The organism is Youhaiella tibetensis, assembly GCF_008000755.1.
GTDB classification, from domain to species: Bacteria; Pseudomonadota; Alphaproteobacteria; order Rhizobiales; family Devosiaceae; genus Paradevosia; species Paradevosia tibetensis.
On record NZ_CP041690.1, the window covers coordinates 2,622,706 to 2,648,600 of the forward strand.

Sequence of the window (25,895 nt, forward strand, 5' to 3'; positions counted from 1 at the left end):
AGACCCGGACCGGCCCCGCCGGGGCCGATCCGAAGAGGTTGGAACCGTTACGGCTGCATTTCCATCAGGCGGAACTGGAAGCCGGCGCTGTCGAGCGAGATGCGCTTGCTGTCATCGCTCAGGGCCGGAACCTTGACCTTGTTGGATGCAGCGAACACGGCCTGCGAGTCATAGGCGTAGATCGAGGGCGCGATCTCCATCAGGCGCTTGTTGAGCGCCGTGTAGGCGGCCGCACGCTCTTCTTCGCTCGTGGCCGCGCGGCCCTGGTCGAGGAGCTTGTCGACTTCTTCGTCCTTGAGATATTCCGGCGACTGCCAGGTGCCTGCGGCCGAGGAGTGGTACATCCCGTAAAGCAGGGTGTCCGGATCACCGGTCACCGAGGCCACGTTGACCTGCGACACGTTCGGAGTGGTCTCCGGCTTGGTCACGGCGTCCACGAACAGCGCCCACGGCATCTTGGTGATCTTGGACTTGAAGCCAAGCTGCTGCATGTTGGCCTGCAGCAGGAGGGCGAAGCGCTCCTCGATCGGCACTTCGGCGATCCAGGAGATTTCGACCTCGGTGTCGGCCGGGTTGTACTTGCACTGCGACAGGAATTCCTTGGCCTTGGCCAGATCCTGCTTGAGCGGCTCGCCATTGGGGTTGCCGCCGAGCATCTGGGCCGGAATGGCGCCGGTCGGCACCTTGCCCTGCGACACTTCCGGGGTCACCGCAATCAGCTTGAGCGCCGACTGGTAGTCAAAGGCGTTGGACACGGCCAGACGGCAATTGACGTCGTCGAACGGAGCCTTGGCCGTGTTCAGCTTGATGTAGAACGCGCCGTTGCCGTGCTCGGTGAGGAGCTGGTTGCCGTCCTTGGCCAGCGAGGCCAGCACTTCCGGCGGCAGCCACTGCGAGGTAATGTCGTGTTCGCCCTGCGAAACCAGCGTACGCACGGTGGCCGCTTCGAGGCCATAGCGCAGGCGCACGGTATCGGGAGCGGCCGCATCCATCTCCTGGAAGTAGGATGGGTTCTTGGCCATCACGGTTTCGGACTGCGGATTGTGCGAGGTCACCGAATAGGCGCCGGTGCCGGCCGAGTGGGTCGAGAGATACGCCTGGCCCCAGTCGTCGCCGGTGGTGTTTTCCTCGACCAGCTTCTTGTCCACGATCGGCAGGCGCACGAGCGCTGCCAGGAACGGAGCATAGGGCTTGGCAAGGGTGAACTTGACCGTGTGCTCATCGACGGCCTCTGCCGAGGTCACGTCGGTGAAGAGGTAGGAAAGGCCCTGCCCCAGCGCCTTCATGCGCTCGAAGGAATACACCACGTCTGCCGAGGTGAACGGGTTGCCGCTCTGGAACTTGACGTCGTCGCGCAGCTTGAACGTGAAAGTCGAGCCGTCTGTCTCCCAGCTGGCGGCAAGATCCGGCACCATGCCGGGCGCGCCCTGGCCGGCGAAAACCAGCGTGTCGTAGACGTTGAACATCAGGATGGAGTCGGCATAGTCCGACGCCTTGGCCGGATCCAGCTCGCCCACCGGCACTTCGTCCAGACGCAGCACAGTCTCGGCATGGGCAACCGATGCCAACGCTGTCAGTCCGGTTGCGGCAAGGGCCGCCGCGGCAATCGCCCGATTGATCTTCTTCATGGTTTCCTTCCTTGAGACGCTTCCTGTCCGCCTTGCCTCTCCGGGCCGGCGGTTTCGTTATTCGTCCGGCGATTCCTCGCCGAACAATTCCTGGGTCCCGACCCACAGCGCGATCGCCATAGATTGCGTGTGGTTCCAGACCGAATGGGGATGTGTTGAGGGGAAATGCTCGGCATCCCCTGCCTGCAGAATGGCGTGGTTGTCGTTGACGATGCTCGTGACTTCGCCGGAGAGCACGTAGAGCATCTCCTCCCCGTCATGGGCGATCACCTCGGACTTGTAGCCGGCCGGAATGTTCATGAGCACCGAGTGCATGTGCCGGCCGGGAAAGTTGCTCGACACCCGCTCATAGGTGATCGGCTGCGCGCCGTTGCGCGAAGGCGCCCCCACCAACGAATAGACTTGGCGCTCGCCATGCCGCGACAGCCGGTTGGTATTGCGCGGCTGCTGGAGATAGGTGCCCACGTCGGTCTTGAGCACCTTGCAGATCGAAACGAGCGAAGAGAGCGAGGGCATGGTGATGCCGCGCTCAATCTGGGAGATGAAGCCGACCGACAATCCGGCCCCGTCCGCGACCTGCTTGAGCGTCAGCCCGATGGCGATGCGCCGCTCCCGCAGACGATGGCCCATCGGGTAGGTTTCGCTCTCGACCTGGCTGGCGAATTCGTCGCTCATACCGCCCTCTGTTTAGTGTGACTAAACTTTGAAGCCCGCCAATCGAAGCTGTCAAGTCGATTTTAGTGGGACTAAAGTTTGAGCAGAACCCTGCCGAAATCAGCGGCTTTCCGGCCAAGATACGAGCAGGATTGTCCCCCTCCCTGCCGCCGCCGAACTCTGCCATAGTGCCGCAAGGACGTTGAGGGACGCCCATGAAGCGGCTGGCAATCTTCTGCGACGGCACCTGGAACCGCCTATCGGCCAAGCATCCGACGAACGTGGTGCTGGCGGCGCGCTCGGTGCTGCCCTACGGGACCGACGGCGTGCCGCAGGTGACCTATTACGACGAAGGGGTCGGCACGACCTTCCTCATCAACGAGACCATCGAGCGCATGCTCGCCGGCGCCTTCGGGCTGGGGCTCTTCGACAAGATCGCGGCGGCCTATCGTTTTCTCGTTTTCAACTATGATCCGGGCGACGAGATCTACATCTTCGGCTTTTCACGCGGCGCCTTCACCGCCCGCTCGCTGGCCGGCCTCATCCGCAAATGCGGCATCGTCACGCGCGACCGCCTCGACAAGGTCGAGGAGGCCTTCAGGTTCTACAAGGACAACTCGCCCGAGGCGCATCCGGACAAGGAGCGCGCCCAGCAGTTCCGCCTGGAAAACGCGCAGGACACCATCATGAAGCCCGAGGATCGGTCATTCCGCCAGTCGCTCGGTATCCCCGCCGAGTTGACCAGCCAACCTCTCTTCACGCTGCGCTACCTGGGGGTCTGGGATACGGTCGGGGCGCTGGGCATGCCCAAATACCTTCTGCTCGAAAAGCTCTTCCGGACCGCCCAGAAATACCAGTTCCACGACGCCTCGCTTTCGAGCATCGTCGCGGCAGCGCGCCACGCGGTCGCCATCGACGAGGACCGTTTGAGCTTCGAGCCTGCGCTTTGGGACAACGTGCCCGACCTCAACCGCATCGAGGGGCGTTCGGGCAAATATCGCCAGCTCTGGTTCCCCGGCGATCACGGCTCGGTGGGCGGCGGCGGAGACATCACCGGCCTCTCGTCTTCCCCACTGGCCTGGATTATGGACGGCGCCCGGAGCCAGGGCCTGGCCTTCGACCGCGAGGCCCTCAGGGCCTTTGCCGACCAGCGCGACGACTTCGCCCCCTTGCACAACATGACCGCGCCGCGCAGCTGGACCGAATTCATCTATCGGCGAGGGCCCCGCAAGGGGCCGCACACCCGGGCCGAACTGGGGGCAAGCAGCAAGGCCCGCATCGGGCGGGCGGAGGCCGCCGACTGGCCACTCTATCGCCCGGCGGCCCTAAAGGACCTGTTCGACCGCCAGTCGTCGACCCGCAGGCGACGCAACGACGAACGCCCCTAAGGAACCAAGCTCGGTTCCCCGAGTTAGTCGGGTGCCTAGACCTAGGAGGGTTGAACCATGGCCACGTCCAACATCAAGCCGATCCGCCAGGCCGAGCATGTCGTCGAAGACATGTCCGAGCACATGAGCGGCCAGATCGCGGCGCTGCGCCGCCAGCTCGCCGCCGTTTCCTCCTCACTAGAGGAAATGCGCGAATCCATGAACACCCACGAAATCCGCGACGAGGTCGCCCATCGCGCCCGCGCCGCCGCGCGCTATGTCGGCCATCAGGCCAACTCGGCAGGCCATATCGTGCGGGAAAATCCGCTGCAGACCGCCGCGGCGCTGACCGCCGTCGCCCTGCTCGCGGCCCTGGTCTTCCGGCGCGACTGACCTCGCGCCGGGAGGGGTCGCCGGCCTCAGTTCGGCTCGTCGCCGATGGCGAGGATGTTCCCGTCCGCATCGCGGAACCAGGCGGCGTGGAACCGGCCCATGCTCGCGATCGAATTCACGGTCTTGAGGCCCGGCATGTCGTACTCCTCGAAGACGACGCCGTGCTTCTTGAGATCCTTGACGTCGGCAACCACATCGGTCGAGCCGAACGACATGAGCGTATTGGGCGCCTTGCCCGCGTTGGGCGTCGGATAGAGCAGGAAGCCGGTCCCGCCCCCCACATGATAGATGGCGCCGTTCTCGTCTTCGCTTACCGGCGAAAGCCCCAGCTTTTCCTTGTACCAGGTCTTGGCCTTGGACAGGTTGGCCGAGGGAATGGTGGCATAGGCACGATGGTCGGTCAGCATGACAACCTCCTGCTGGACAATCCGCCCCCAGAGCCGCGATTGTACCCCCGCGCCTCCCGGACGCCAATCGAAACCCCTCACGACAAGCTGAAGCAGGCTCGACCAACCGCCTAGGGACAGGCCGGGGCGTTTCCGCTAGTATGGTTGGTGCAGGCACGCGGTATCGTGTGACCAGCCGCTCCGGTGTGCTCTTCGCACGACCCGTTGTTCCTGTCTTCGAGAGGAGACGAGCAATGGCAGACTTTCATGTGATCGGAGGCGCCACCAAGACCCTGGCGCATCCGCAAATCCGCAAGATCCAGGTATCGGACCTGTCGGACGTCCTGCGCGCAGGCTTTTCCGACTTCTGGGACAAGCCTTCCCACTACGCCTTCCTGGGCCTGATCTATGCCGTCGTCGGTATCGCGCTGGCGGTCTGGTCTTCGGGCGCCAACGCCCTGCCGATCATCTTCCCACTGGCCTCCGGCTTCGCCCTGCTCGGGCCGCTCGCGGCCGTGGGGCTCTATGAGATCAGCCGACGCAAGGAACAGGGAGCAGACACCTCCTGGCAGCACGCCGTCGAGGTCATCCGCTCGCCCGCCCTGCCCTCGATCATCGCGGTGGGCATCTTCATCTTCGCCATCTTCTATCTCTGGCTGACGGCAGCCGAGAGCATCTATCAATCCATCTTCGGCCTCGCCCCGCCGACCTCGATCACCGCATTCGTCCAGGAGGTGCTGACCACCGACCGCGGCTGGCACCTGATCATGTGGGGGTGCGGCATCGGCTTCCTCTTCGCACTCTTCACCCTCGCCACCACCTTCATCGCCTTCCCGCTGATGGTGGACCGCGACGTCGGAGCCTTCGCGGCGGTCGAAACCTCGATGCGGGCCTTCTTCGCCAATCCGATCCCGGTCCTGGCCTGGGGCCTGATCGTCGCGGCCCTGCTCGTCATCGGCTCGATCCCCTTCTTCGTGGGCCTGGCAATCGTCGTGCCGGTGCTCGGCCACGCGACCTGGCACCTCTATCGCAAGCTGGTCGTCTGACCCTTCGCCGGAGCCCATAGCGGCTCCGGCTTCCGTCCCCTCTTCACCCTCGCAGCGAAACGTGCTGAAAGGCGCTCAAGGCGCTTGACTTTCGTCGCCTCTCCCATCTTATGTACCGGTCCCGACGATATAAATCAGAAGATCGGGATTACTAAAGGGAGGAGGCCCCCATGAAGGCGACGGTAACCGCGCACAAGGACTACGCAATTTCCAGGATCGACGACCGCGTCTACGGCGCGTTCCTCGAGCACCTTGGGCGCGCGATCTATACCGGCATCTACGAGCCTGACCACCCCACCGCCGACAAGAACGGCATGCGTGGTGACGTCGCCAAGCTGGTCAAGGACCTCAATGTACCCATGGTCCGCTACCCCGGGGGTAACTTCGTCTCGGCCTATAACTGGGAAGACGGCATCGGCCCGCGCGAAGAGCGCCCGGTTCGCCTGGACCTGGCCTGGCATACCTCCGAGTCCAATGCCGTGGGCATCCACGAATTCGCCGACTGGTGCGACACCGTCGGCACCCAGATGATGCTGGCCGTCAACCTCGGCTCGCGCGGCCTCGACGCCGCCCGCAACTTCGTCGAATACGTCAATCACCCCGGCGGTTCCTACTGGAGCGACCAGCGCATCAAGAACGGCCGCAAGGACCCGTGGGACGTGAAACTCTGGTGCCTGGGCAACGAGATGGACGGCCCCTGGCAGGTCGGCCACAAGAGCGCCGACGAGTATGGGCACCTGGCCAACGAAACCGCCAAGGCCCTGCGCGCCTTCGACAAATCGCTCGAACTGATCGTGTGCGGCTCGTCCAACGCCAAGATGCCGTCCTACCCGCAATGGGAAGCGACGGTGCTCGATCACACCTATGATGCGATCGACTACATCTCGCTGCACATGTATTTCGCCAACCGCGAGAAGAACACGCCCAACTACCTGGCGCTCTCGGTCGAGCTGGAGAACTACATCAACTCCGTCGCCGGCGTGATCCAGTTCATCAAGGCCAAGAAGCGCTCCAAGAAGGACGTCTATATCTCCTTTGACGAATGGAACGTCTGGTATCACTCCAACCAGCAGGACCGTAAGATCCTGGAAGGCAATGACGGCTGGCCTCATGCCCCGGCGCTGCTCGAAGACGTCTACAACTTCGAGGACGTGCTGCAGGTCGGCCTTATCCTCAACGCGTTCATCCGCCGCGCCGACGTCGTCAAGATCGCCTGCATCGCCCAGCTCGTGAACGTGATCGCCCCGATCATGACCGATCCCAAGGGCGCAGCCTGGCGGCAGACGATCTACTACCCCTACTACTTCGCCTCGATCTACGGGCGCGGCACCGCCCTGAATCTGGTTGTGAATTCCCCGACCTACGACGCTGATAACGTTAAGGGAGTTCCCTTCGCCGACGTGACCGGCGTCCATAACGAAGACGAGGGCACGCTCACCTTCTTCGCGGTCAACCGCAACGGCAAGGAAGCCCTCGACCTCGAGATCGCGCTCGAAGGGTTCGGCGACGCCACCATCATCGACCACCAGGTGATGACCCACGCCAACCTGGAGGCGGTCAACACTGCCAAGAACCCGGACGAAGTCGTCCCGGCAAAGGGCACTGGAGCCTCGATCAAGAGCGGAAAGCTCAGCGTTTCGCTGCCTCCCCACTCCTACCAGATGATCCGCGCCAAGCTCTGAATCGGTAAAATTTGAATCGAAAAAGGCCGCTTCCACACCCGTGGGAGCGGCCTCTTCTCATGCCGAAGTCCCCAGAATACGAATCAGAACATCGGGTCCGGATCACGACCCGCGCTATTCACCCACCTGGGCGACAACCGCCGCCGCGCCGTTTTCGTAGAGCGCCGCCAAAAGGCGCGTCACCTCGCTCCTGAACCGGTCGTCGCCAGCAAGGTCGCTTCCGAAGATCTCGCGGATGGCCAGCAAGCCTTCGGCGAGCTTTTTCGGATCCTGGCCCGACGCCGCGGCGACAGCGCGGAAGCGCTCGACCATGGGGTCGCGCACGTCGATGGTATTGCCCTGCTCATCGACGCCCGCGGCATAGCGCATCCAGCCGGCTACTCCCAGCGCCAGGCGCTGGTAGCCTTGCCCGGCGGCGATCCTATCGCGGATGGTGCCCAGGAAACGCTGCGGCAGCTTCTGGCTCCCGTCCATGGCGATCTGCCAGGTGCGGTGCTTGAGCGCCGGATTGGCGAAGCGCTCCAGCAGGTCGTCGCGATAACCGTGCAGATCGGCCTCCGGCATATCGAGGGTGGGAATGACCTCTTCGGTCATCAGCCCGAAGATCAGCTTGCGGAAGGCCGGATCGCCGATGGCGTCGGCGACGTATTGATGGCCCGCCAGATAGCCCAGATAGGCCAGGGTCGAGTGCGAGCCGTTGAGCATGCGCAACTTCATGCGCTCGAACGGCTCGACGTCGCGCACCATCTGCGCCCCGACCGTCTCGAAAGCCGGCCGGCCGGCGCTGAAGCGATCCTCGATGACCCATTGGGTGAAGGGCTCGGTGACGACCGGCCAGGCGTCTTCAAGCCCCAGCGCCTCGCCCACCGCCTGCCGGTCGGCATCGGTGGTGGCGGGCACGATGCGATCGACCATCGTGCTGGGAAAGGCGGCGGTCGCGACATAGGCCGCCAGTTCGCTGCCGCGCGCGGCGGCGAATTCCGAGATGATCCGGCTGGCCGTATGACCGTTGCTGGGCAGGTTGTCGCAACTCATGACCGTAAAGGGCGCAAGCCCTGCCCGGCGGCGGCGATCCAGCGCCTCGACGATGAAACCGGGGGCGCTGCGCGGATTGGCGGGATTTGCGAGGTCGTGGACGATATCGGGGTGAGACCTATCCAGCCGCCCGGTCGCCGGATCGTGGCAATAGCCCTTCTCGGTCACCGTCAGCGAGACGATGCGGATGGCAGGGCTCGCCATGAGATCGAGCAGGCGCTCGCCCTCGCGGGTGGCATCGATGATTTCGAGGACCGAGCCGATGACGCGGCAGGTGCTGCCGCCGGCATCGCGGACGAGAACGGAGTAGAGCCCCGACTGGGGATCGAGAGCGTCCTTGGTGTCGGGCCGGCGCAGGCTGGCGCCAACGATTCCCCAATCGGGAAATTGCGACAGCAGATCATCGACATAGACAGCCTGGTGCGCGCGATGGAACGCGCCGATCCCCAGATGCACGATGCCCGGCGTTACTGCGCTGCGGTCATAGGAGAAGGGGCGGACGCCCGGACGGGCCTCGGCAAGGGATTGGGGCGTAAGGCGGTGCATGGACAACTCCAGGATTCCACCATTCTGGTATGGTAGATAGACCTGAGCGTCAATGCCCCGCCGTTTCCTCGGGCGCTACTGCAGGGTCGAAGCGAACCACTCGGCGGTCTTGGTGATCACCTTGTCCGCGTTGGTCTGATCCTGGCTAAGGACGCCGAAGATGTGGTCCGCACCCTCCACGATCATGGCTTCCTTGGGCATGCCCGGCGCGGCATCGACGAAGGCCTGCGCGTACTTGGCCGAAAAGTCCTCGCTGCCCGCGATGGCGAGATAGGCGCCGTCATAGGCCGCCAGCGCATCCTTGAGCGGGTGCATAGAGAGGCTGTCGAAGAACGCTTTCTTGAGCGCGATGGTGCGGAAGCCCAGGTCCAACCCGACAATGCCGTCGGCGGCCGCCTTGTCGAAGGCCACCTGCCCCACCGAGCCCTTCATGTCCTCGGCGAAATCGCCCACCGAAGACCAGGTCACGCGGGACTTGAAGAAATCCGGCCGCTCGGCCGTGGCCAGGATCGCGATACCGCCGCCCAGGCTGAAGCCGAGGATGCCAAGCTTGTTGCGGTCGATCTGGGGAATGCTGGCCAGGTAATCGGCGGCGATGAGCGCGTCGGCCAGCTGCTGGTCGACCGTGGTCTCCCCCGTATCGCCATCGCTCTTGCCGAAACCCTCGAACGAGATGCGCAGGGAGGCGACGCCCTTTTCCGCCAGCGCCGCGGCCTCGCGCGCATACATGTTCCCCACCTCGTCCTTGGAGCTGCCGAAGCCGTGGAGCATGAGCACCGCCGGCGCGCCGACCGCACCATCGGGAACGTTGAGGGTCGCGTCGATCCCGCGCTCGAGCGTCATCCGGGTTTCATCCGCAAACCCCGCTCCCGTCGAGAGAATTCCCGCCAGGGCGACTACCCCCAAAGCCAACAGACGCATTCGCGCACCCCCATCCGCAGATTCCCCGAAGGCTGGCACGGTGAATTGGGGTCGTCAATGTGTGCGACGGCCTCAGGCGGTGCCGCGGACCACCAGCCGGGCGCGGATGGTCTCCACCATCGAGCGCGCCTGCGAATCGGCGGCGCGTGCCGCCACGATCCGGCGCAGCGCCTGCACCCGCTCCTGCAGGTCGACCCCGATGGTGGTGAGGTTATAGGCCTGCCAGGCCGCTTCGCGGATGTTGTCGAACCCGATCACCGCGCATTGCTGGGGCACCGAAACGCCCAGGTCGAAGCGCAGGGCATCGATGGCGCCAAAAGCGCTGGTATCGTTGGCGGCAAAGATCGCGTCGGGCTGGCGCTCGCGCCGCCAGTAATTGTTCACGGCGGCCCGCGTGGTGGCGTAGTCGAAATTGCCCTCGATCGCGCCCTCGAAATCGATGCGGTATTCGGCCAGCGCCTCCTCGAGCGCCATCATCCGGTCGATATCGGAGGCGGCGCCCTCTCCGCGCACGTAGAGCAGGCGCTTGCGCCCGGTGCCGGCCAGGAGCCGCACGGCATTGGCGATGCCCTCGTGCTGCTCGACATGGAGGCGATCCACCATGTGTTCGTCATGCTCGTGGGGCGGGTGGATGCCGTAGACCGGGTAGATGGCCGGGGAATTGCCGAACGCGCGCCGCAACTGCTGGGGCTTGAGATCATCCATGTAGGCGATGACCGCCGCCGGGCGGTAGGCGCGGATATGGGCGAAATTGAACTGGAACCGGCTCTTGTGCTCCATGCGGAACACCAGCACCGCTAGGCCATCCTCCTGGAGCACGGCGGTGAGCGCATCGATCTCCTGCGCTTCCCACGGGTTGGCGAGCGTGCTGACCACCACGGCGACCAGATTTGAACGGCGCGTGACCATGGCGCGCGCCGCCATGTCCGGGTGGTAACCCAGACCCGCCGCAACATCGAGAATGTGCTGGCGCTTGTCGGCACGCACGGATGCTTCGGGGTTGAAGGCGCGCGAGACCATGATGCGCGAAACCCTTGCAGCGCGGGCCACATCCAGCGCCGTTGGCCCCGCCCCCTGCTCGCGTGTCCGTTCGGCCTCGACGCCGTCCTCGCTCAATTTTTTCTCCGCTCTGCCAGCGTGTTCAATCGGCCTCTATCCTCGCCCGCCTTCATATCGAGGTTGTGACAGTCCGCCAATCTCCCCTTGACCAACACACATGATCACGTGTTCATTCAATTGTCACATGGCTGATATGCAAGCGTCACATGAGTGTCATGGGACGGTTTCAATCACCCCGTATGCCTCGCGTTGCCTAAAGCGTCCGCGGCCCAGCCGCACACGAACATCTAGTCGTCACAAGAGGAGAAACACCCATGAAACGCCGCGAACTGCTCCTGGCAGGTGCTGCCGCCGCCGGCGCGACCCTGCTGCCGCGCGTCGCCTTCGCCGAGGCCAATCGGATCGACGTCTACACCAGCTCGGATGCCAACATCACCGACTTCTGGGCCAACACCATCATCCCCGGTTTCCAGAAGGCCAATCCCGGCCTGACGGTCAACTGGGTGGACGCCGGCGACGGCGCAGGCCTGAACGCCATCGGCGACCGCACGCTCGCCGCCTTCCAGACCAAGAAGGACCCGCAGGCCGACTATTTCGAATCGTATGACCCGAACCTGCCCAAGGGCGGCCTCGAGGCTGGCCTGTGGACCGACATCAGCAAGGCCGGGCTCTCGAACTATTCCAGGGTCAACCCGCTGGCCATCCAGACCGGCTTCGACCTTCCCTATCGCGGCTCCCAGGTGCTGCTGGCCTTCGACACCACCAAGCTCCCCGCCGACCAGGCTCCCAAGACCTGGGAAGACCTCGTCGCCTGGATCAAGGCCAACCCGGGCCAGTTCATCTACAACCGTCCCGACAAGGGCGGTTCGGGCGGCAACTTCGTCCGCCGCGTCATCCACCAGGCGAACGGCAAGGATCCGTCCAAGTTCACCACCTCGAACTACACGCCCGAATTCGGCGAGCAGACCCTGACCCCGGCCTGGGCGATCCTGAACGACCTGGCCCCTCGCTCTATGAAAAGGGCGCCTACACCTCGGGCAACACCCAGTCGATCCAGCTTCTGGCCCAGAGCGTGGTCACCATGGTTCCGGTCTGGTCCGACCAGATCCTGCAGGCCATCGACCAGGCCGTGCTGCCGGAGACCACCGGTCTCGTCCAGCTCACCGACCTAGCGCTGTGCGGCGGCTTCTCGCGCTCGACCATCCCGGTCAACGCCGCCAACCACGACGCGGCCCTCAAGCTCGCCGACTACCTCCTCACCGAGGAAGTGCAGTCCGCGATCCTGACCGAACTCGGCGGCTTCCCCGGCGTTTCCTGGGATTACATCTCCGAGGATCTGCGCAACAAGTTCGCCGATATCGTTCCCAAGACCATCCCGACCTTCCCGGGCGGCGACTGGGAAAAGGCCATCAACGATGGCTGGTACCGCAACGTCGCTCCCAATATCGATCGCAACGCGTGACCACCGTCGTCGAAAGGACGGAGGCGCCGTCCACAACGCGCAACGGGAGGGGGCTCTTGGGCCTCCTCCTCGTCGCCGCGCCGGTTCTGCTGATGGTCTGGCTGATCATGTGGCCGATCATTTCGGCCATCATTGGCACTTTCTGGATCGAGGGCGCCGACGGCAGCCATCGCCTGTCGATCGAAAGCTACGCCTTCTTCTTCACCGACCAGTATAGCCTGGACAATCTCTACATCACGCTCTGGACGACCGTGGTCACGGCCGTGCTGCTGCTCGCCATCTGCCTGCCCATCGCCATCTATCTGCGCTTCGCCAAGGGAGCGCTGCCGGCCTATGTGCAGGGCCTTGCCATTTTCCCGATGTTCGTGCCCTCGATCATCCTGGCCTATGCGTTCATCCGCACCATCGGCCCCAACGGCACCGTCGACATCATGCTCAACGCTGTGGGCCTGCCCAAGATCCGCTCGCCCTACCTCACGCCCTGGGGGCCGGTGATCGGCCTCGTCTGGGACCACATTCCACTGACCGTGCTGATCCTGCTTTCGGGCCTGGGGAGCGTTTCCACCCAATCGGTCGACGCCGCCCGCGACGTCGGCGCCGGCCGGCTCGAGGTGTTCTGGTACATCCTCCTGCCGCGCATCGGCAATTCGATCCTGGTGGCCCTCTCCTTTGCCGTGCTCGGCATCTTCTCGGCCTTCACCCTGCCCTATGTGCTCGGCCCGGCCGCGCCTGAAATGATGGGCCCGTTCATGCAGCGCACCTTCCGCGACGTGGGCGATCCCCTGGCTGCGACCACCCAGGCGGTCATCGCCTTCGGCTTCTGTATCGTCTTCGGCATCTTCTACGTGCGCTCCGTCGCCAAGAACCGCGGAGGCGCCCGCTGATGGCTACCCTCAGCCTTTCCCGTACCCGCATCGACTGGGCAGGCATCTTCATGGCGGTGGTTCTGACCCTCGTCATCGTATTGCCGCTCGTGGTGGTGGGCACCTGGGCCTTCACCGAAGTTTGGCGCTATCCGGCGGTCGTCCCGCAGAAGTTCGGCCTGCGCTTCTGGAACGCCACCCTCAGCCGCACCGACGTCTGGGATTCGCTCTGGCTCAGCATCCGCCTGACCACGATGGTGACGTTCCTCTCCGCCGTGATCTGCCTGCCGGCGGCCTATGCCTTCGCCCGCATGAAGTTCCCGGCGCGCAACGTGCTGTTCTTCTCGTTCCTGGCCGGCCACGCCTTCCCCAAGTTCGGCCTGCTCGTCGCCATCGCCGCGATCTTCCTCACCATGAACCTCATCGGCAATTTCTGGGGCGTGGTGCTGATCCAGCTCGTGGGCACGCTGATGTTCATGATCTGGATCCCCGTCGCCGCCTTCCAAGGCGTCGACCGGCGCATGGAGGAAGCGGCGCGCGACGTGGGCGCCTCCCCGGCCCGCGTCTTCTGGTCGATCACCCTGCCGCAGGCGGCGCCGACGATCTTCGCGGCCGTGCTGCTCTCGTTCGTGGGCACCTTCTACGAAACGGAAGGCGCCTGGCTCATCGGCGCACCGGCCATCCGCACGATGCCCGTGCTCATGATCTCGTTCATCAACAACCAGATGGTCGTGCAGTACGGCGCGGTGCTCTCGGTGCTCCTGTGGGTGCCCTCGTTCATCGCCCTGCTCTTCGTGCGCCGCATCATCGGCCAGGGGGCTTTCGCCCGCGGCCTGGGTGCGTGACAATGACACTTACGGATTGGAGCTGATCCATGGCTCGCTTGGAAATCAACGGCGTCACCAAGAAATTCGGGACGACCACGGCTGTCGACACCTTTTCGCTCGATGTCGGTGACGGGGAACTGGTCTGCCTGCTGGGCCCCTCGGGCTCGGGCAAGTCGACCGTCCTGCGCATGATCGGCGGCTTCGAGACGCCCACGGGCGGCTCGATCCGCATCGACGGCGAAGAGGTGGCGCGCCTGCCGCCCGAAAAGCGCCCGACCACCATGGTGTTCCAGAGCCACGCGCTCTGGAGCCACATGACTGTGGCCGGCAATATCGGCTTCGGCCTCAAGCTGCGCCGCCTGCCCAAGAAACAGATCGCCGAGAAGGTCGACCAGGTGCTCGAACTGGTGGGCCTGGCCGGTTACGGCAAACGGCAGACCAACCAGCTTTCGGGCGGCCAGCAGCAGCGCGTGGCCCTGGCCCGCTCGCTGGTGCTCGAACCCAAGATCCTGCTGCTCGACGAACCCTTCGCCAGCCTCGACCAGCATTTGCGCGAGCGCCTGCGCGAGGAAGTGCGCGACATCCAGCAGCGCCTCAAGATCACCGCGCTCTTCGTGACCCACGGACAGGACGAAGCCCTGGCGCTTGCCGACCGGATCGTGGTGATGCGCGACGGCCATATCGAGCAGATCGACCGGCCCGACGTGCTCTACCGCGAGCCGCAGACCCCGTTCGTGGCCGGCTTCATCGGCACCATGAATTTCGTGGAAGGCCAGGTGCGGAACGGCATGTTCACCGGTGGCGGCATGACCATGGGCGCGCCGGTCGCCGAGGGCCCGGCTACCCTCGCCGTGCGCCCCGAAGCGCTTTCGCTCTCGGGTGCCCTGGCCCCGGACGCGGCCACGGTGCATCGCGTCGTCGATTTCGGCACCCACGCCATCATCGACCTCGACCTGCCGGACGAGGTGCGGGCCAAGGCCATGGTCTCGCCCGACCACGAATGGAAGGGCGCCGACCGCGTCTTGCTCAAGCCGGAGCGCTTCGCGCTCTTCCGCGACAACGCAGTGCTCTACCGTTCCCAGCCGTCAGCGATCCAGACCGCCCGCCATGCCCAGTGACATTTTCTGCCTGCGCGACGGGCATCGCACCTTCTTCAAGTGGCACCGCGGGCGGCGCACGATCACCGACCCGGTGTTCACCGGCCAGCGGATCATCGAAGGCATGCGGCTGGGCGCGAGCGTGGAGGTGGACCTCGTCCGCCATGCCTCGAACGGCTTCGCCGTGCTCCACGACGAAACGCTCGATCGCGAAACCACCGGACACGGCCCGGTTGCCGAGGCCTCGGCCGACGTCATCCGGCAATTGCGGCTGCGCGACAATGACGGCCAGCCGACCGCGCACCCGGTGATGATCCTCGAGGACCTGACGGCCCTGCTGGCCAAGGGCGGCCTGCACCCGGACGCCCTGCTCCAGCTCGATTTCAAGCAAACCCTGGCCGACCTCACCCCGGACAACCTCGCCGGCTTCACCCAGGCGGTGGCACCGGTGCAGGAACACATGATCCTCTCCTCGGGCGACGCCGAGGCCGTCGACGCACTCGCCCGGGCTCTTCCGCGGCTCCATGTCGGCTACGACCCCTGCCACGATGGCAAGCTCGAAGAGCTGATGGAAAGCAAGGACTTCGCCGACTTCGTTGAATCAGCCCTGGAGGACTCGCCGCGCGCCGAGATGATCTATCTCAACTACGCGCTGGTGCTGTTCGCCGACGACAACGGCTTCGATATCGTCAAGGCCTTCCACGACGGCGGCCGCCGGATCGACGCCTATACGATCCAGTCGGCAGGCGAGGAATCCGCCGACACCGTCGAACGGCTGCTCGACCTCAAGGTCGACCAGATCACCACCGACGATCCCGTAGGCCTGGGCCGGCTGATCACGAAGATCGACGCGGACGAAGCCGAGATCTAGAGCGAGGGGCGGCGGGTTCCGCACACCTCTATCCTCGCCTCCAATCCATCCCCTCCACCGCCTTTCCGCGGCCGATCCGGCAACTGTCATTCAAGGGGGAGGGAGGCGGTGCTGCACCTCCCCACTGCTCTCCCCCCACGGCACTTCCCCGGGCGAAGATCCGGGTGGCGCAACGTCGTGGGATACTGCCCCCCTCGAAAGGTGCTGGGCCCCTGGCCCGCCTTAGTACCGGAAGCCTTCGACCAGCCAGGGGTGGATGGCGGCGCCGCCGGCGAGGATCGCGCCGCTCTCGGGGATCGGGGCGCCGTTGAAGCCCGTGACGATACCGCCCGCTTCGCGCACGATCAGCACCGAGGCGCCGTAGTCGAGCGGCGACAATCCGTCCTCGAAGAAACCGTCAAGGCGCCCGCAGGCGACATAGGCCAGCGACATGGCGGCCGAGCCCAGGCGCCGCACGCCCGAGGTCGTATCCATCAGCCGGCGCAAGGCATGGTGATAGGTCTCGACCGGCACCGATTTGACCTGGCCCGGCACCGGCAGGCCAGCGCCAACCACGGCATTGACCGGATCGCTGTTGCCCGTGGCCCTGATGGCGCGGCCGTTGAGGAAGGCGCCCTGCCCCTCCTCGGCCGAAAACAGTTCGTCCTGCATGCAGTCGTAGACGACGCCCTTGTCGATCACGCCGCCGGTTTCGCGCGAGATCACGATGCCGAAATGCGGAATGCCCCAGGCGAAATTGGTGGTGCCGTCGATGGGGTCGATGAGGAAGCGCGGCGCGCCGGCGGCATCCTCGGTATTGCCCACCTGCTCTTCGCCCCAGATGCCGTGGTCGGGAAACGCCTTCTTGAGCTCGCCCACGATGAACCCTTCGACGGCCACGTCCGCCTCGGTCTGGAAGTCGCGCGGCTTCTTGTGGACCATCTCGCCGGCCGCGTAGCGCCGCAGCGAATTGCGGGCGATGCCGCCCGCTGCCATGGCGATACGCGCCATTTCCGCGAGCATGGGTGAAGCATTGGGTCCGAGGCGGTCGGCAGGCATGGGCATAATCCAGGTTTTTGAGGGCCGAAAAGGATCAGAACGAGATGACAACCGCATGTCGCGGCCGGAATCGACGGTACGTCTTGTGCCCTGAATCGCAAGCCTTTTAGGGCGTTTGCGCGTATTTCCCGCGCCGGCGCAGCCAGCTTGCCACAACCAGGCAGAATGCCGCCCAGGCCGAGCCCATCGCCCAGCCCGCCAGAACGTCCGTGGGGTAATGAACGCCAAGGTAGATGCGGCTGATGCCCACCAGTACCGTGAGCACCACCGCCACCCCGATGAAGTAGCCCTTGAGCCGCCTTCCGGCCACCGCTTCGGCCAGCAGCGCGCCCAGCGTGAGGTAGGTCACCGCCGAAAGCATCGAGTGCCCCGAGGGAAAACTGGGGGTGAAGACCCGGGCGACCTCGGTCAGTTGCGGGCGCGGACGGTCATAGCTCATCTTGAGCACGGTCGAGATCGCCGTGCCGCCGAGTACGCAGACCATCACGAAGAGCGCCGTGCCCCGCCGGCGATCGAGCAGCAGGTAGAGCACCACGCCCGCCACCAGCAGGCCCAGCACCGCAAAGCTGCCCAGCGAGGTCACGTCGCGCGCCATCTCCTCGACCCAGGCCGGGCCGATGGGATCGGCGGGGTTGCCCGGCACGCGAAAGGCCAGCAGCACCGCGTTGTCGAACGCCTTGGTCGCGCCTTCGGCGACTTCGTCGGCGAGCTGCAGGAAGAGCACGACGAGCACCGCCACCCCGGCAAGGCCCGCCAGCATCCAACGTTCGGCCGCATCCAGGCTGCGCCACCAGGACATGGCGCTCACCAGGTGGTCGCGATGTACTTGATCTCGCAGAATTCCATGATGCCGTGGTGTCCGCCCTCGCGCCCGAGCCCGCTTTGCTTGACCCCGCCGAACGGTGCCGCCGGATCGGAAACGAGCCCCCGATTGAGCCCGACCATGCCGGCCTCGATCCGTTCGGAGACCTGCAAGCCCTTCTTCAAGTCTTCGGTGTAAACATATGCAATGAGTCCATATTCGGTGCGGTTGGCCATGGCCACGGCCTCGTCCACCGTCTCGAACACCGCGATGGGCGCCACCGGCCCGAAGATCTCGTCGTTGAGTAGCCGCGCCGTCTCGCGCACGCCCGAAATGACGGTGGGCGCATAGTAGAAGCCGGACGACAGGTCTGCCTCCCCGCCCGTCAGGATCTGGGCGCCCTCGGCCGCCGCTTCCTTGACCCAGCCATCGAGCCGCTCGACGGCCGCCTTGTTGATCATCGGTCCCACCTGGGAGCGATCGTCATAGCCCGGCCCCATGGCCAGCGCCCGCATGCGGCTGGCGAGGCCCTTGGCGAAATCGTCGGCAATGCCCTTCTGGACGAGGAAGCGGTTGGCCGCGGTGCACGCCTCCCCGCCATTGCGCATCTTGGCGACCATGGCGCCATCCAGCGCCTTTTCGAGATCGGCATCGTCGAACACCACGAACGGGGCGTTGCCGCCCAGTTCCATCGAGCAGGACACCACGCAGTCCGCCGCCTCCTTGAGCAGCGTGCGCCCCACCTGGGTCGAGCCGGTGAACGAGAGTTTTCGCACCCGCGGGTCATGCAGCATGGCGCTGACCACAGGGCCGGACCGCGAGGTGGTGAGAACGTTGACGACGCCAGGCGGCACCCCCGCCTCTTCCATGAGCGCGGCCATGGCATAGGCGGTGAGCGGCGTTTCGGAGGCCGGCTTGAGGATGCAGGCGCAGCCCGCGGCAAGCGCCGGGGCGAGCTTGCGCGTCGCCATCGCCGCCGGAAAGTTCCAGGGCGTCACCAGCACGGAGACGCCGATGGGCTGATGCTCGACCAGAATGCGATAGGCCCCGCCCGGCGCCACGCTCATCTCGCCCACCAGCCGCACCGCCTCCTCGGAGAACCAGCGGAAGAACTCGGCCGCATAGGCGACTTCGCCGCGCGCGTCGGGCATGGCCTTGCCGTTCTCGAGGCTGATGAGGCGCGCGAAAAGTTCGGCCCGCTCGGTCATGAGGGTGAAGCAACGGCGCAGGATTTCCCCGCGCTGGCGCGGCGGCACCGCCGCCCACTTCGCGCCCGCCTCGTGAGCCGCCGCGACAGCGGCCAGACCGTCATCGACCGTGGCATCGGCCACGGTGGTGATGACCTTGCCCGTGGAGGGATCGAGAACGTCGATCCGCTTCCCCCCGGCTCCCGGCCGCCAGTCCCCGCCGATCAGAAGGTCCGTCTTGACGGCCGCAGCCAACCCGTTGTCGGGAAACGCCTTTGGAAGGTCGAGCATCTCTTACGCCTCTTGTGCAACCTGGCGCCGCAGCGCCAGCCGGTCGCCCGAAAAGGCGGCCGAAACGATAGTCTGCATCGCGGCCAGGTCGAGCGGCCGCGGGTTGTTCTTGACGAGCCTGGCTGCACCCAGGGACTGCTCGGCGGTCCAGTCGACCTTGTCCTCATGCAGGCCCAGGATGCGCAGGTTCTTGGGGATTCCGATGGAGCCGAAGAGGCGCGCCACCGCATCGATTGCCGCATAGGCGCGCTCGCGATCGCCACCCTCGGTGGGCGGCAGCCCCATGGCGTCGCCCACCCGCGCCATCTCGTGGACGGCCGCGGGCAGGTTGAACTCCATCGCATAGGGCAGAACGCAGGCCACCCCGGCGCCGTGTGCGGTGTGGGTCGCGGCCCCGACCGGATACTGGATGGCATGGGCGGCAGACGTCCCCGCCGTGCCGAAAGCCATGCCCGCGACCAGCGCCCCGAACATGACGCCATCACGGGCATCGTGGTCGCTACCGTCCTTGACCGCCCGCTCGAGGCTCTGGCCGAGATGGGCGATGGCCAGGAGCGCATAGCTGTCGCTCATGGCGTTCTTGCCCAGAAACACGTGTTCCTGGCTCAGCCCCGGCGCGGGATCGCGCCGCGCCGCCGTATAGGCCTCGATGGCGTGGACCAGCGCGTCGGCGCCCGCGACCGCCGTCAGGCCCGGCGGGGCGGAATAGGTCAACTCGGGATCGCAGATTGCAGCGTGGGGAATGAGATAGGGGCTGGCGATGCCTACCTTGAGCGTGCGCTCGCTGTCGGCCACCACCGCCACCGGCGTCGCCTCCGAGCCCGTTCCTGCGGTCGTGGGAATGGCGATGACGGGCAGCGCGGGCCCGGGCACCTTGAACTCGCCGAAATAGTCGCGGATGGAGCCGCCATGGGTAAGCATGAGCGCGGTGACCTTGGCCATGTCGAGGCACGAGCCGCCCCCGAGCCCGATCACCATGTCCGGCCCGAAAGGCTTGCCCAGGGCAACGCTGCGCTCGATCGAGGCCAGCGGCACCTCGGGCATGGTGCGATCGAAGACGATGGCGTCCACACCCGCCACAGCAAGGGCATCGACGAGTTCCGCAAGCTCCCGGCTGCCGCCGAGACGTTCGTCCGTGCAGATGAAGGCGCGATTGCCCAGCTCGCGCGCATAGCCGGCGGCGGTGGCCCGCTGCCCTCGCCCGAAGACCACGTGGCGCGGCGTCCTGGCCGCGGCGAACAGATTCATCTCTTGCCCTCCTCGCTCAAGCGCAACACCTTGTCCCACACCGCCTCGGCCAGAGGCAGGCCCGCCTCGAGCCGTTCCTCGCGCAGAGCCCGTGCCCGCTCGTTGGGAATGAGCACACGGTCGAACCCGGCCTCGGGCGGCGTATCGCGGACAAGATCGAGATAGCGCGACAGCGCCTCGCCCTGCCCGCTATTGCCTTCGATGACGATGAAGAGGTCGCCCTTGTTGCAATAGGCGGTGTCATCGAGCGTCCCCCTCACGTCGCGCCCCAAGGCCGCCCCCGCCAGCGAGGATACCATCAATTCGAAAGCCAGACCCAGCGCATAGCCCTTTGCCCCGCCGAATGGCGCGATGGCGCCGGCCTTGGCCTTCTCGGGATCGGTCGTGGCTTCGCCGTGGGCATCGAGCGCCCAGCCAGGCGGAATCGGCTGCCCGCGATGGGCGCGGTCATGGATCTCGCCCATCGAGACGAGGCTGGTCGCCAGGTCGATGACGAAGGGGTCGTTCGCGGTCGGAACGCCGATGGCGATGGGGTTGGTGCCCAGCAGCGCCGTGCGCCCGCCGAACGGATGGACGAGCGCCTCGCTGGTCGTGAGCGCGATGGCCACCTGGCCGCGCCCGGCGACCGCCTCGGCGTAGTAGGACAACATGCCGATGTGATTGCTGGCCGAAATGGCGGCAACGCTCACCCCCAGCCGCTGCGCCCGCTCGCAGATCGCCGCGAGGGCCGCGTCTGCCACGACAGGGCCAAGCCCGTTCTGCCCGTCGACGTGGAGGAAGCCTTCACCGCGCCATTCGTGACGGCCGGTGGCCCTGGGGTCGATGACGCCGTTGCCGATGCGGACGATCAGCCGCTCTAGTCGCAGCAGGCCGTGCGAGGGAATGCCCCGCAACTCCGCTTCGATGAGCAGGTCCGCCTGAAGCGCCGCGTTGGCGGGCGTCGCACCCGCGCACAGCAGCGCCGCCTCTGCCCTGCTCCTCGCTTCGTGCACCGCGACCAACGCCATATGACTACCTCCAGCCCTGACGCGAGCGAACGCGCATAGAGCCGTTGAGTCAACTGGCGCTTTGGGTTGGGGCTAGAAGTCCCCGCCGGTGTCGAAGTCGCCGCCGCCGAACATGTCGTCGTCGTCCTGGCCACCGGCGTCCTGATCCTGATCGGATCCCGAATCCTGGCCAGAATCGCTTTCACCGGCATGTGCCGAACCCGCCGAGAACAGCCCGCCGATCATGTTTCCGAGCATGACGCCGCCGGCGACGCCCAAAGCGGTCTGGAGCGCACCGGCCATGAATCCGCCGCCACCGGCGCCGCCCCAGCCCTGCTGCTGGGGACGCTGGCGGTCATAGGCCGGCTCGTCGCCGCGATCCCAGGGGCTGCGGCGCTGCGGCTGCTGCTGGCTCGGCAAACGCGCCTCGAGTTCGGCTATGCGCCGCTCGGCCTGCGTGAGCGCCTGCTCCTGAACCACGATCGTCTGGGCCATGTAATAGGTCGAATGGGGCGCGCGGGCGATCTCCTCGGCGATGAGCGCCTCGGCTTCCGGGTCGCGGTGCGCCCCGTCGCGCTCGACGCGCGCCAGCCGGTCGAAAAGGCCCTCGATAGCGTTTCGGTCTTCCCTGCTCAGCATTGGGTTCCTCCTTGAGAACTGACCCACACATGGGAACGGCACAAAGCGCGGGCAATAGTGGCTGCGCCGATTGTTCGCGGTGTTAGGGGGCGACAGCGGCCACAAAATCGGACAAATTTGCCGCTTAGGGGAAACCCTTGCCTTTGCGCCACGGCGCGGGCGCGACCAACGGGGGCAAATGAGTGAAGAGGACTTTGGCCCTTCTGGCGCTGGTTCCGATTTTGACTGCCACGGGCGGTGCGGCGCAGGCCCAGCCGGTCGCGACGGGGCAGAGCTGCGCGCGCATCGACGACGAGGCCAAGCGCCTGTTGTGCTACGATCTGGTGTTCCGCACCGGCGTGCCCGGCGTCGATCCTTCCGCGCCGCCGCCTCAGAAGGCGGCGACCCTGGACGATACGCTCGTGGAAGGCTGGCCGCTCACCACCGCCCCCTCGCCCACCGGCAAGGGCACTTTCATGACCTTGACCAACATCTCACCCGAGCCGATGACGGACAGCGACCAGTCCGCCAAGCTGACCATCAGTTGCGCCGGCACCAATTCGAGCCTGAGCTTCTGGTTCCCCGGCCGCTACATGAGCAGCGACAACCGCGTGCTCGAAGCGAGCTACGACGGCGGCAAGACGGAAAAGTACGATGTGGGCGGCTATGACAGCCAGATGAGCCTGAGCGGCCCGAAATCCATTCCGGTGATCAAGCAGCTGATGGCGGCGAACAAGGTCAAGGTGTCGGCAACGCCGAGCTCCGGCCCGAAATTCTCCGCCGAGTTCGACCTGGCCGGGCTCACCAAGGCGGTCACGCCGATCCGCGAGGCCTGCGGCTGGTAGGATCAGTGCGGACGGATGTCCGTGTAATCCTTGGTCTTGGGACGCCCGACGAAGGTGACCCAGAAGAAATTGAGCACATAGGTGGCCCCGGTGCGGAAGACGCCTTCCTTCTCCAGGCGCCGGCCCGAGGTGAGCATGGGCAGCCCGAAAGTCCATTTGACCGGCCCGACCTTGCTCATGCGCACGGCCACGTCCGTATCCTCGCCATAGAACGAGATGGTGGTGTCGTACCCGCCCGCCTTGATCCACGCATCGCGCTTGAGCACGAAATTGCCGCCCTGGATCATCGCGCCGACGCGGAAGAGCTTGGCGACAAGGTAGACGAAGTAGGAGACGTAGTAGAAGAGCCGCACCAGGAACCGGTTCCAGGTCGAGAGGTCGTAGTAGATATAGGGGCCGCTCAGAGCGACGAGCTTGGGGTTCTTCGCGAACTCGTCGAGAACCGTGGTGACCCAGCCCTCGGGAACCATGGTGTCGGAATCGATGTTGGCGACGAGTTCGGCCGTGGTGGCCTCAAAGCCTGCCGCCCGTGCATGGACCAGGCCCTTCTTGGTCTCATCGACCACGACGACACCTTCATAGCTCTGCGCGATTTCCCTGGTGCGGTCGGTCGAGGCGTTGTTCACGACCACGATCTCCACATCGGCACCCGAGCGCGCGACTTCCTTGAGCACGGATTCGACGCACTGGCCGATTAGAGCCTGCTCGTTATAGGCCGGGATCACAAAAGCCAGTTTCGCCAAGACTACCTCCAGCCGCGTCAAAAAGCCGTGCGGCGCCGCTTCCAATGGCACAGGCGGGCACGAAGACGCAAATATGTCGTTCGACGGCGTTCATTTCTCTTTCATATTTATGGTGAAAACGCCCGTTGCGGGCGCATAATCGCCCGACAAGGAGTGTGCCATGGCCGACGAGAGCAAGCTAACCCGCACCAAGCAGCTTTGGGCCCAGACGGGGAAATTCCTCACCGGCCACACCACCCGCCCCGAAACCGACCGCCTTCCGCCGGGCCAGCACCTGGTCAACAATTGGCCGATCCTGGATCTCGGCCAGACGCCAAACGTGCCCAGGGAACGCTGGCGGCTCGATGTCGGCGGGTCGGTCGAGAATACGGTTTCCTGGGACTGGAGCACGTTTGCCGCCCAGCCGCAGGTGCAAAAGACCACCGATATCCACTGCGTCACCTCCTGGTCGCGCTACGACAATGCCTGGGAAGGCATCTCGACCCATCACCTGCTCGATGTCGTGATGCCCAGGGAAGACGCCGCCTTCGTGCTCTTCACCAGCAATGACGGCTACACCACCAACATGGCGATCGAGGATTTCGCCAGCCCGGACGCCATGCTTGTCCACTCCTGGCAGGGCGAGCCGCTGCCGCTCGAACATGGCGGCCCGGTGCGCGTCGTGGTGCCCCATCTCTACTTCTGGAAGAGCGCCAAGTGGATCCGCAAGATCGAGTTCGTGCCGCGCGACCAGCTTGGCTTCTGGGAGGTGCGCGGCTACCACAACCACGCCGATCCCTGGCTCGAGGAGCGCTATTCCTGATCTATTCGAGCGGCTTGAGCTCCTGCAGCATCGTCGGAATGAGCTCGCTGACGGTCGGGTGAATGTGCATCGCCCGCTTGATCACGGTGTAGGGCACCTTGCCCGCCATGGCATCGAGGATCGTGTGGACGATCTCGTCGCCTTCCGTGCAGAGGAAAGCCGCGCCCAGGAACTGCTCGCTGTCGGCATCGACCAGCACCTTCATGAAGCCCTGCGTCTCGCCCTTTTCCTTGGCGCGTCCGACCCGGGTCATCGGCATCTTGCCGGCCAGAACCCGCCGGCCGCTCTTGCGCGCCTCCGCCTCGCTCATTCCCACCCGGCCCAGCGGCGGATCGACGAAGAGGGCATAGGTATCGATGCGATCGCTCACGCGCCGCGGGTCGTTGTCGAGGAGATTGCCGGCCACCACTTCGAAGTCGTTGTAGGAGGTGTGGGTGAACGCGCCATGCCCGGTGACGTCCCCCATGGCCCAGATGCCCTCGGCACTGGTGCGCAACTGGTCATCGACCTTGATGTAGCCGCGCTCGTTGGTGACCACCTCCGACGGCAGGTCGAGAGCTTCGACATTGGGGACCCGCCCGATCGCCAGCAGCAGGTGGGAGCCTTCCGCCGTCATGCTCATGCCCCCAGCATTGGCATTGAGCTTGACCCCGCCGCCCTCCATGGCCGACACCGCTATGTCCCGCGCGTTGAGATGGATGGCGATCCCCTCCCCCTCGAGAACCTGGCGGATGGTGTCGGAGACGTCAGGATCCTCCCGCCCGATGAGGCGGTCGCCATGCTCGATGACGGTGACGCGCGAGCCGAAGCGCGCGAACATCTGCGCGAATTCCAGCCCGATATAGCTGCCGCCGACGATGATCAGGTGCTCGGGCAGGACATCGAGGTCCATGATGGATTCGTTGGTGAGGTAGGGAATGCCGGCCAGCCCCGGCCAATCCGGCACCACCGGCCGTCCGCCGGTATTGATGAAGATACGCGGCGCGGCGAACACGCGATCGCCCGCCGTGATCTCGCGCGGACCGGAGAACCGGGCAGTCTCCCAGACCAGTTCGAGGTTTTCCGTGCCCTCGATCCAGTCGACGAGGCCCTTGGCCGACGTCTCGACGATCTTGTCCTTGCGCGCCTTGACCGCCTTCATGTCCACGCTCACCGCCCCCCCGACCGAGACGCCGTACTCGGAGGCCCTGCGGGCCATGTGCGCGACCCTGGCGCTGGCGACCATGGTCTTGGTGGGCATGCAGCCGTTGTTGACGCAGGTGCCGCCCATGTGGCTGCGCTCGATGATGACGGTCTTCATCCCCGCCTGAGCGAGCCTGACGGCCAGGAACGGTCCCGCCTGGCCGCCTCCGATCACGATTGCATCGACTTGTTCGGCCATGGGTCCGGTCTCCCTGATTTGGCGCGGAGCCTAGCAGGGAGCGCCTGCATCCCCAAGCCGGGCCGCCTTATTTATGGATAACGAAACCTTAAATCCGTTCCGCTAGGGTCTGGATGC

24 protein-coding genes and 1 pseudogene are annotated in these 25,895 nt (G+C 65.4%); 11 read left to right on the forward strand and 14 right to left on the reverse strand.

Annotation, left to right across the window (positions count from 1 at the left end; translation table 11 throughout):
• Positions 1-47 precede the first annotated feature (47 nt).
• Positions 48-1,628, reverse strand: a complete 1,581-nt coding sequence (locus FNA67_RS12645; protein WP_147656276.1) for an ABC transporter substrate-binding protein — start codon at positions 1,626-1,628, stop codon at positions 48-50.
• A gap of 57 nt (positions 1,629-1,685) precedes the next feature.
• Positions 1,686-2,303 (reverse strand): helix-turn-helix domain-containing protein, encoded by a 618-nt coding sequence (locus FNA67_RS12650; protein ID WP_049705513.1) that lies wholly within the window; start codon positions 2,301-2,303, stop codon positions 1,686-1,688.
• A gap of 194 nt (positions 2,304-2,497) precedes the next feature.
• On the opposite strand from FNA67_RS12650, the gene FNA67_RS12655 reads away from it, so the two are divergent.
• Both FNA67_RS12655 and FNA67_RS12660 read left to right on the forward strand, forming a co-directional pair.
• Positions 2,498-3,670 (forward strand): DUF2235 domain-containing protein, encoded by a 1,173-nt coding sequence (locus FNA67_RS12655; RefSeq protein ID WP_147656277.1) that lies wholly within the window; start codon positions 2,498-2,500, stop codon positions 3,668-3,670.
• A gap of 57 nt (positions 3,671-3,727) precedes the next feature.
• Entirely contained in the window at positions 3,728-4,042 is a 315-nt protein-coding gene (locus tag FNA67_RS12660) for a hypothetical protein (RefSeq protein WP_049705515.1), read from the forward strand.
• 26 nt (positions 4,043-4,068) lie between these two features.
• Here the strand turns inward: FNA67_RS12660 and FNA67_RS12665 are convergent, their stop codons facing one another.
• Positions 4,069-4,449 carry a VOC family protein gene (locus tag FNA67_RS12665; protein ID WP_147656278.1) on the reverse strand — a complete coding sequence of 127 codons (381 nt, stop codon included), beginning with the start codon at positions 4,447-4,449 and terminating at the stop codon, positions 4,069-4,071.
• A gap of 233 nt (positions 4,450-4,682) precedes the next feature.
• Between FNA67_RS12665 and FNA67_RS12670 the strand changes: the two genes are divergently transcribed.
• Both FNA67_RS12670 and arfA read left to right on the forward strand, forming a co-directional pair.
• The gene (locus tag FNA67_RS12670; RefSeq protein ID WP_147656279.1) at positions 4,683-5,474 is read left to right on the forward strand and encodes a DUF2189 domain-containing protein; all 792 of its coding nucleotides are present in this window, start codon (positions 4,683-4,685) and stop codon (positions 5,472-5,474) included.
• A 170-nt stretch (positions 5,475-5,644) separates the two neighbouring features.
• Positions 5,645-7,156 carry an arabinosylfuranosidase ArfA gene (gene arfA / locus FNA67_RS12675; RefSeq protein ID WP_147656280.1) on the forward strand — a complete coding sequence of 504 codons (1,512 nt, stop codon included), beginning with the start codon at positions 5,645-5,647 and terminating at the stop codon, positions 7,154-7,156.
• A gap of 114 nt (positions 7,157-7,270) precedes the next feature.
• On the opposite strand, the gene FNA67_RS12680 is transcribed toward arfA, so the two are convergent.
• The 3 genes from FNA67_RS12680 to FNA67_RS12690 all read right to left on the reverse strand — a co-directional run bounded on the left by FNA67_RS12680 (position 7,271) and on the right by FNA67_RS12690 (position 10,774).
• The gene (locus FNA67_RS12680; RefSeq protein WP_147656281.1) at positions 7,271-8,737 is read right to left on the reverse strand and encodes a mannitol dehydrogenase family protein; all 1,467 of its coding nucleotides are present in this window, start codon (positions 8,735-8,737) and stop codon (positions 7,271-7,273) included.
• A gap of 75 nt (positions 8,738-8,812) precedes the next feature.
• Positions 8,813-9,658: an alpha/beta hydrolase family protein gene (locus FNA67_RS12685; protein ID WP_147656282.1), complete on the reverse strand. Its 846-nt coding sequence runs from the start codon at positions 9,656-9,658 to the stop codon at positions 8,813-8,815.
• Between the two features lie 72 nt (positions 9,659-9,730).
• Positions 9,731-10,774 carry a LacI family DNA-binding transcriptional regulator gene (locus tag FNA67_RS12690; protein ID WP_147656283.1) on the reverse strand — a complete coding sequence of 348 codons (1,044 nt, stop codon included), beginning with the start codon at positions 10,772-10,774 and terminating at the stop codon, positions 9,731-9,733.
• A gap of 257 nt (positions 10,775-11,031) precedes the next feature.
• Between FNA67_RS12690 and FNA67_RS12695 the strand changes: the two are divergent.
• From FNA67_RS12695 to FNA67_RS12715, 5 genes and pseudogenes are all read left to right on the forward strand, one after another.
• A pseudogene (locus FNA67_RS12695) lies at positions 11,032-12,179 on the forward strand (extracellular solute-binding protein).
• Between the two features lie 92 nt (positions 12,180-12,271).
• Positions 12,272-13,063 (forward strand): ABC transporter permease, encoded by a 792-nt coding sequence (locus tag FNA67_RS12700; RefSeq protein ID WP_082202450.1) that lies wholly within the window; start codon positions 12,272-12,274, stop codon positions 13,061-13,063.
• Positions 13,063-13,887 (forward strand): ABC transporter permease, encoded by an 825-nt coding sequence (locus tag FNA67_RS12705; RefSeq protein WP_049705524.1) that lies wholly within the window; start codon positions 13,063-13,065, stop codon positions 13,885-13,887. Before FNA67_RS12700 ends, FNA67_RS12705 begins: the two co-directional genes overlap by 1 nt.
• 29 nt (positions 13,888-13,916) lie before the next feature.
• The gene (locus FNA67_RS12710; RefSeq protein ID WP_049705525.1) at positions 13,917-14,987 is read left to right on the forward strand and encodes an ABC transporter ATP-binding protein; all 1,071 of its coding nucleotides are present in this window, start codon (positions 13,917-13,919) and stop codon (positions 14,985-14,987) included.
• Positions 14,977-15,837: a glycerophosphodiester phosphodiesterase gene (locus FNA67_RS12715; protein ID WP_049705526.1), complete on the forward strand. Its 861-nt coding sequence runs from the start codon at positions 14,977-14,979 to the stop codon at positions 15,835-15,837. Before FNA67_RS12710 ends, FNA67_RS12715 begins: the two co-directional genes overlap by 11 nt.
• 222 nt (positions 15,838-16,059) lie before the next feature.
• On the opposite strand, the gene FNA67_RS12720 is transcribed toward FNA67_RS12715, so the two are convergent.
• The 6 genes from FNA67_RS12720 to FNA67_RS12745 all read right to left on the reverse strand — a co-directional run bounded on the left by FNA67_RS12720 (position 16,060) and on the right by FNA67_RS12745 (position 22,028).
• Positions 16,060-16,881, reverse strand: coding sequence for an inositol monophosphatase family protein (locus FNA67_RS12720; RefSeq protein WP_147656284.1), 822 nt, complete (start codon positions 16,879-16,881; stop codon positions 16,060-16,062).
• A 100-nt stretch (positions 16,882-16,981) separates the two neighbouring features.
• A complete protein-coding gene (locus FNA67_RS12725) occupies positions 16,982-17,674 on the reverse strand; it encodes a phosphatase PAP2 family protein (RefSeq protein WP_147658197.1) in 693 nt (230 codons plus the stop codon).
• Positions 17,675-17,679: 5 nt separating this feature from the next.
• Positions 17,680-19,155 (reverse strand): NAD-dependent succinate-semialdehyde dehydrogenase, encoded by a 1,476-nt coding sequence (locus FNA67_RS12730; protein WP_147656285.1) that lies wholly within the window; start codon positions 19,153-19,155, stop codon positions 17,680-17,682.
• A 3-nt stretch (positions 19,156-19,158) separates the two neighbouring features.
• Entirely contained in the window at positions 19,159-20,403 is a 1,245-nt protein-coding gene (locus tag FNA67_RS12735; RefSeq protein WP_147656286.1) for an iron-containing alcohol dehydrogenase, read from the reverse strand.
• Complete coding sequence (locus FNA67_RS12740) at positions 20,400-21,410, reverse strand: Ldh family oxidoreductase (protein ID WP_147656287.1); 1,011 nt, start codon at positions 21,408-21,410, stop codon at positions 20,400-20,402. The genes FNA67_RS12735 and FNA67_RS12740 overlap by 4 nt, the downstream gene beginning before the upstream one ends.
• Before the next feature lie 72 nt (positions 21,411-21,482).
• A complete protein-coding gene (locus FNA67_RS12745) occupies positions 21,483-22,028 on the reverse strand; it encodes a DUF2076 domain-containing protein (RefSeq protein WP_244616344.1) in 546 nt (181 codons plus the stop codon).
• 182 nt (positions 22,029-22,210) lie between these two features.
• On the opposite strand from FNA67_RS12745, the gene FNA67_RS12750 reads away from it, so the two are divergent.
• On the forward strand, positions 22,211-22,852 hold the full coding sequence (locus FNA67_RS12750) for a type VI secretion system-associated protein TagO (RefSeq protein ID WP_147656288.1): 642 nt from the start codon (positions 22,211-22,213) through the stop codon (positions 22,850-22,852).
• Positions 22,853-22,854: 2 nt separating this feature from the next.
• Here the strand turns inward: FNA67_RS12750 and FNA67_RS12755 are convergent, their stop codons facing one another.
• A complete protein-coding gene (locus FNA67_RS12755; RefSeq protein WP_147656289.1) occupies positions 22,855-23,595 on the reverse strand; it encodes a glycosyltransferase family 2 protein in 741 nt (246 codons plus the stop codon).
• A 160-nt stretch (positions 23,596-23,755) separates the two neighbouring features.
• Here FNA67_RS12755 and FNA67_RS12760 point away from each other — a divergent pair, with 160 nt between their 5' ends.
• On the forward strand, positions 23,756-24,397 hold the full coding sequence (locus FNA67_RS12760) for a sulfite oxidase-like oxidoreductase (protein ID WP_147656290.1): 642 nt from the start codon (positions 23,756-23,758) through the stop codon (positions 24,395-24,397).
• 1 nt (position 24,398) lies between these two features.
• On the opposite strand, the gene FNA67_RS12765 is transcribed toward FNA67_RS12760, so the two are convergent.
• A complete protein-coding gene (locus FNA67_RS12765; protein WP_147656291.1) occupies positions 24,399-25,778 on the reverse strand; it encodes an FAD-containing oxidoreductase in 1,380 nt (459 codons plus the stop codon).
• Positions 25,779-25,895: the final 117 nt, after the last annotated feature.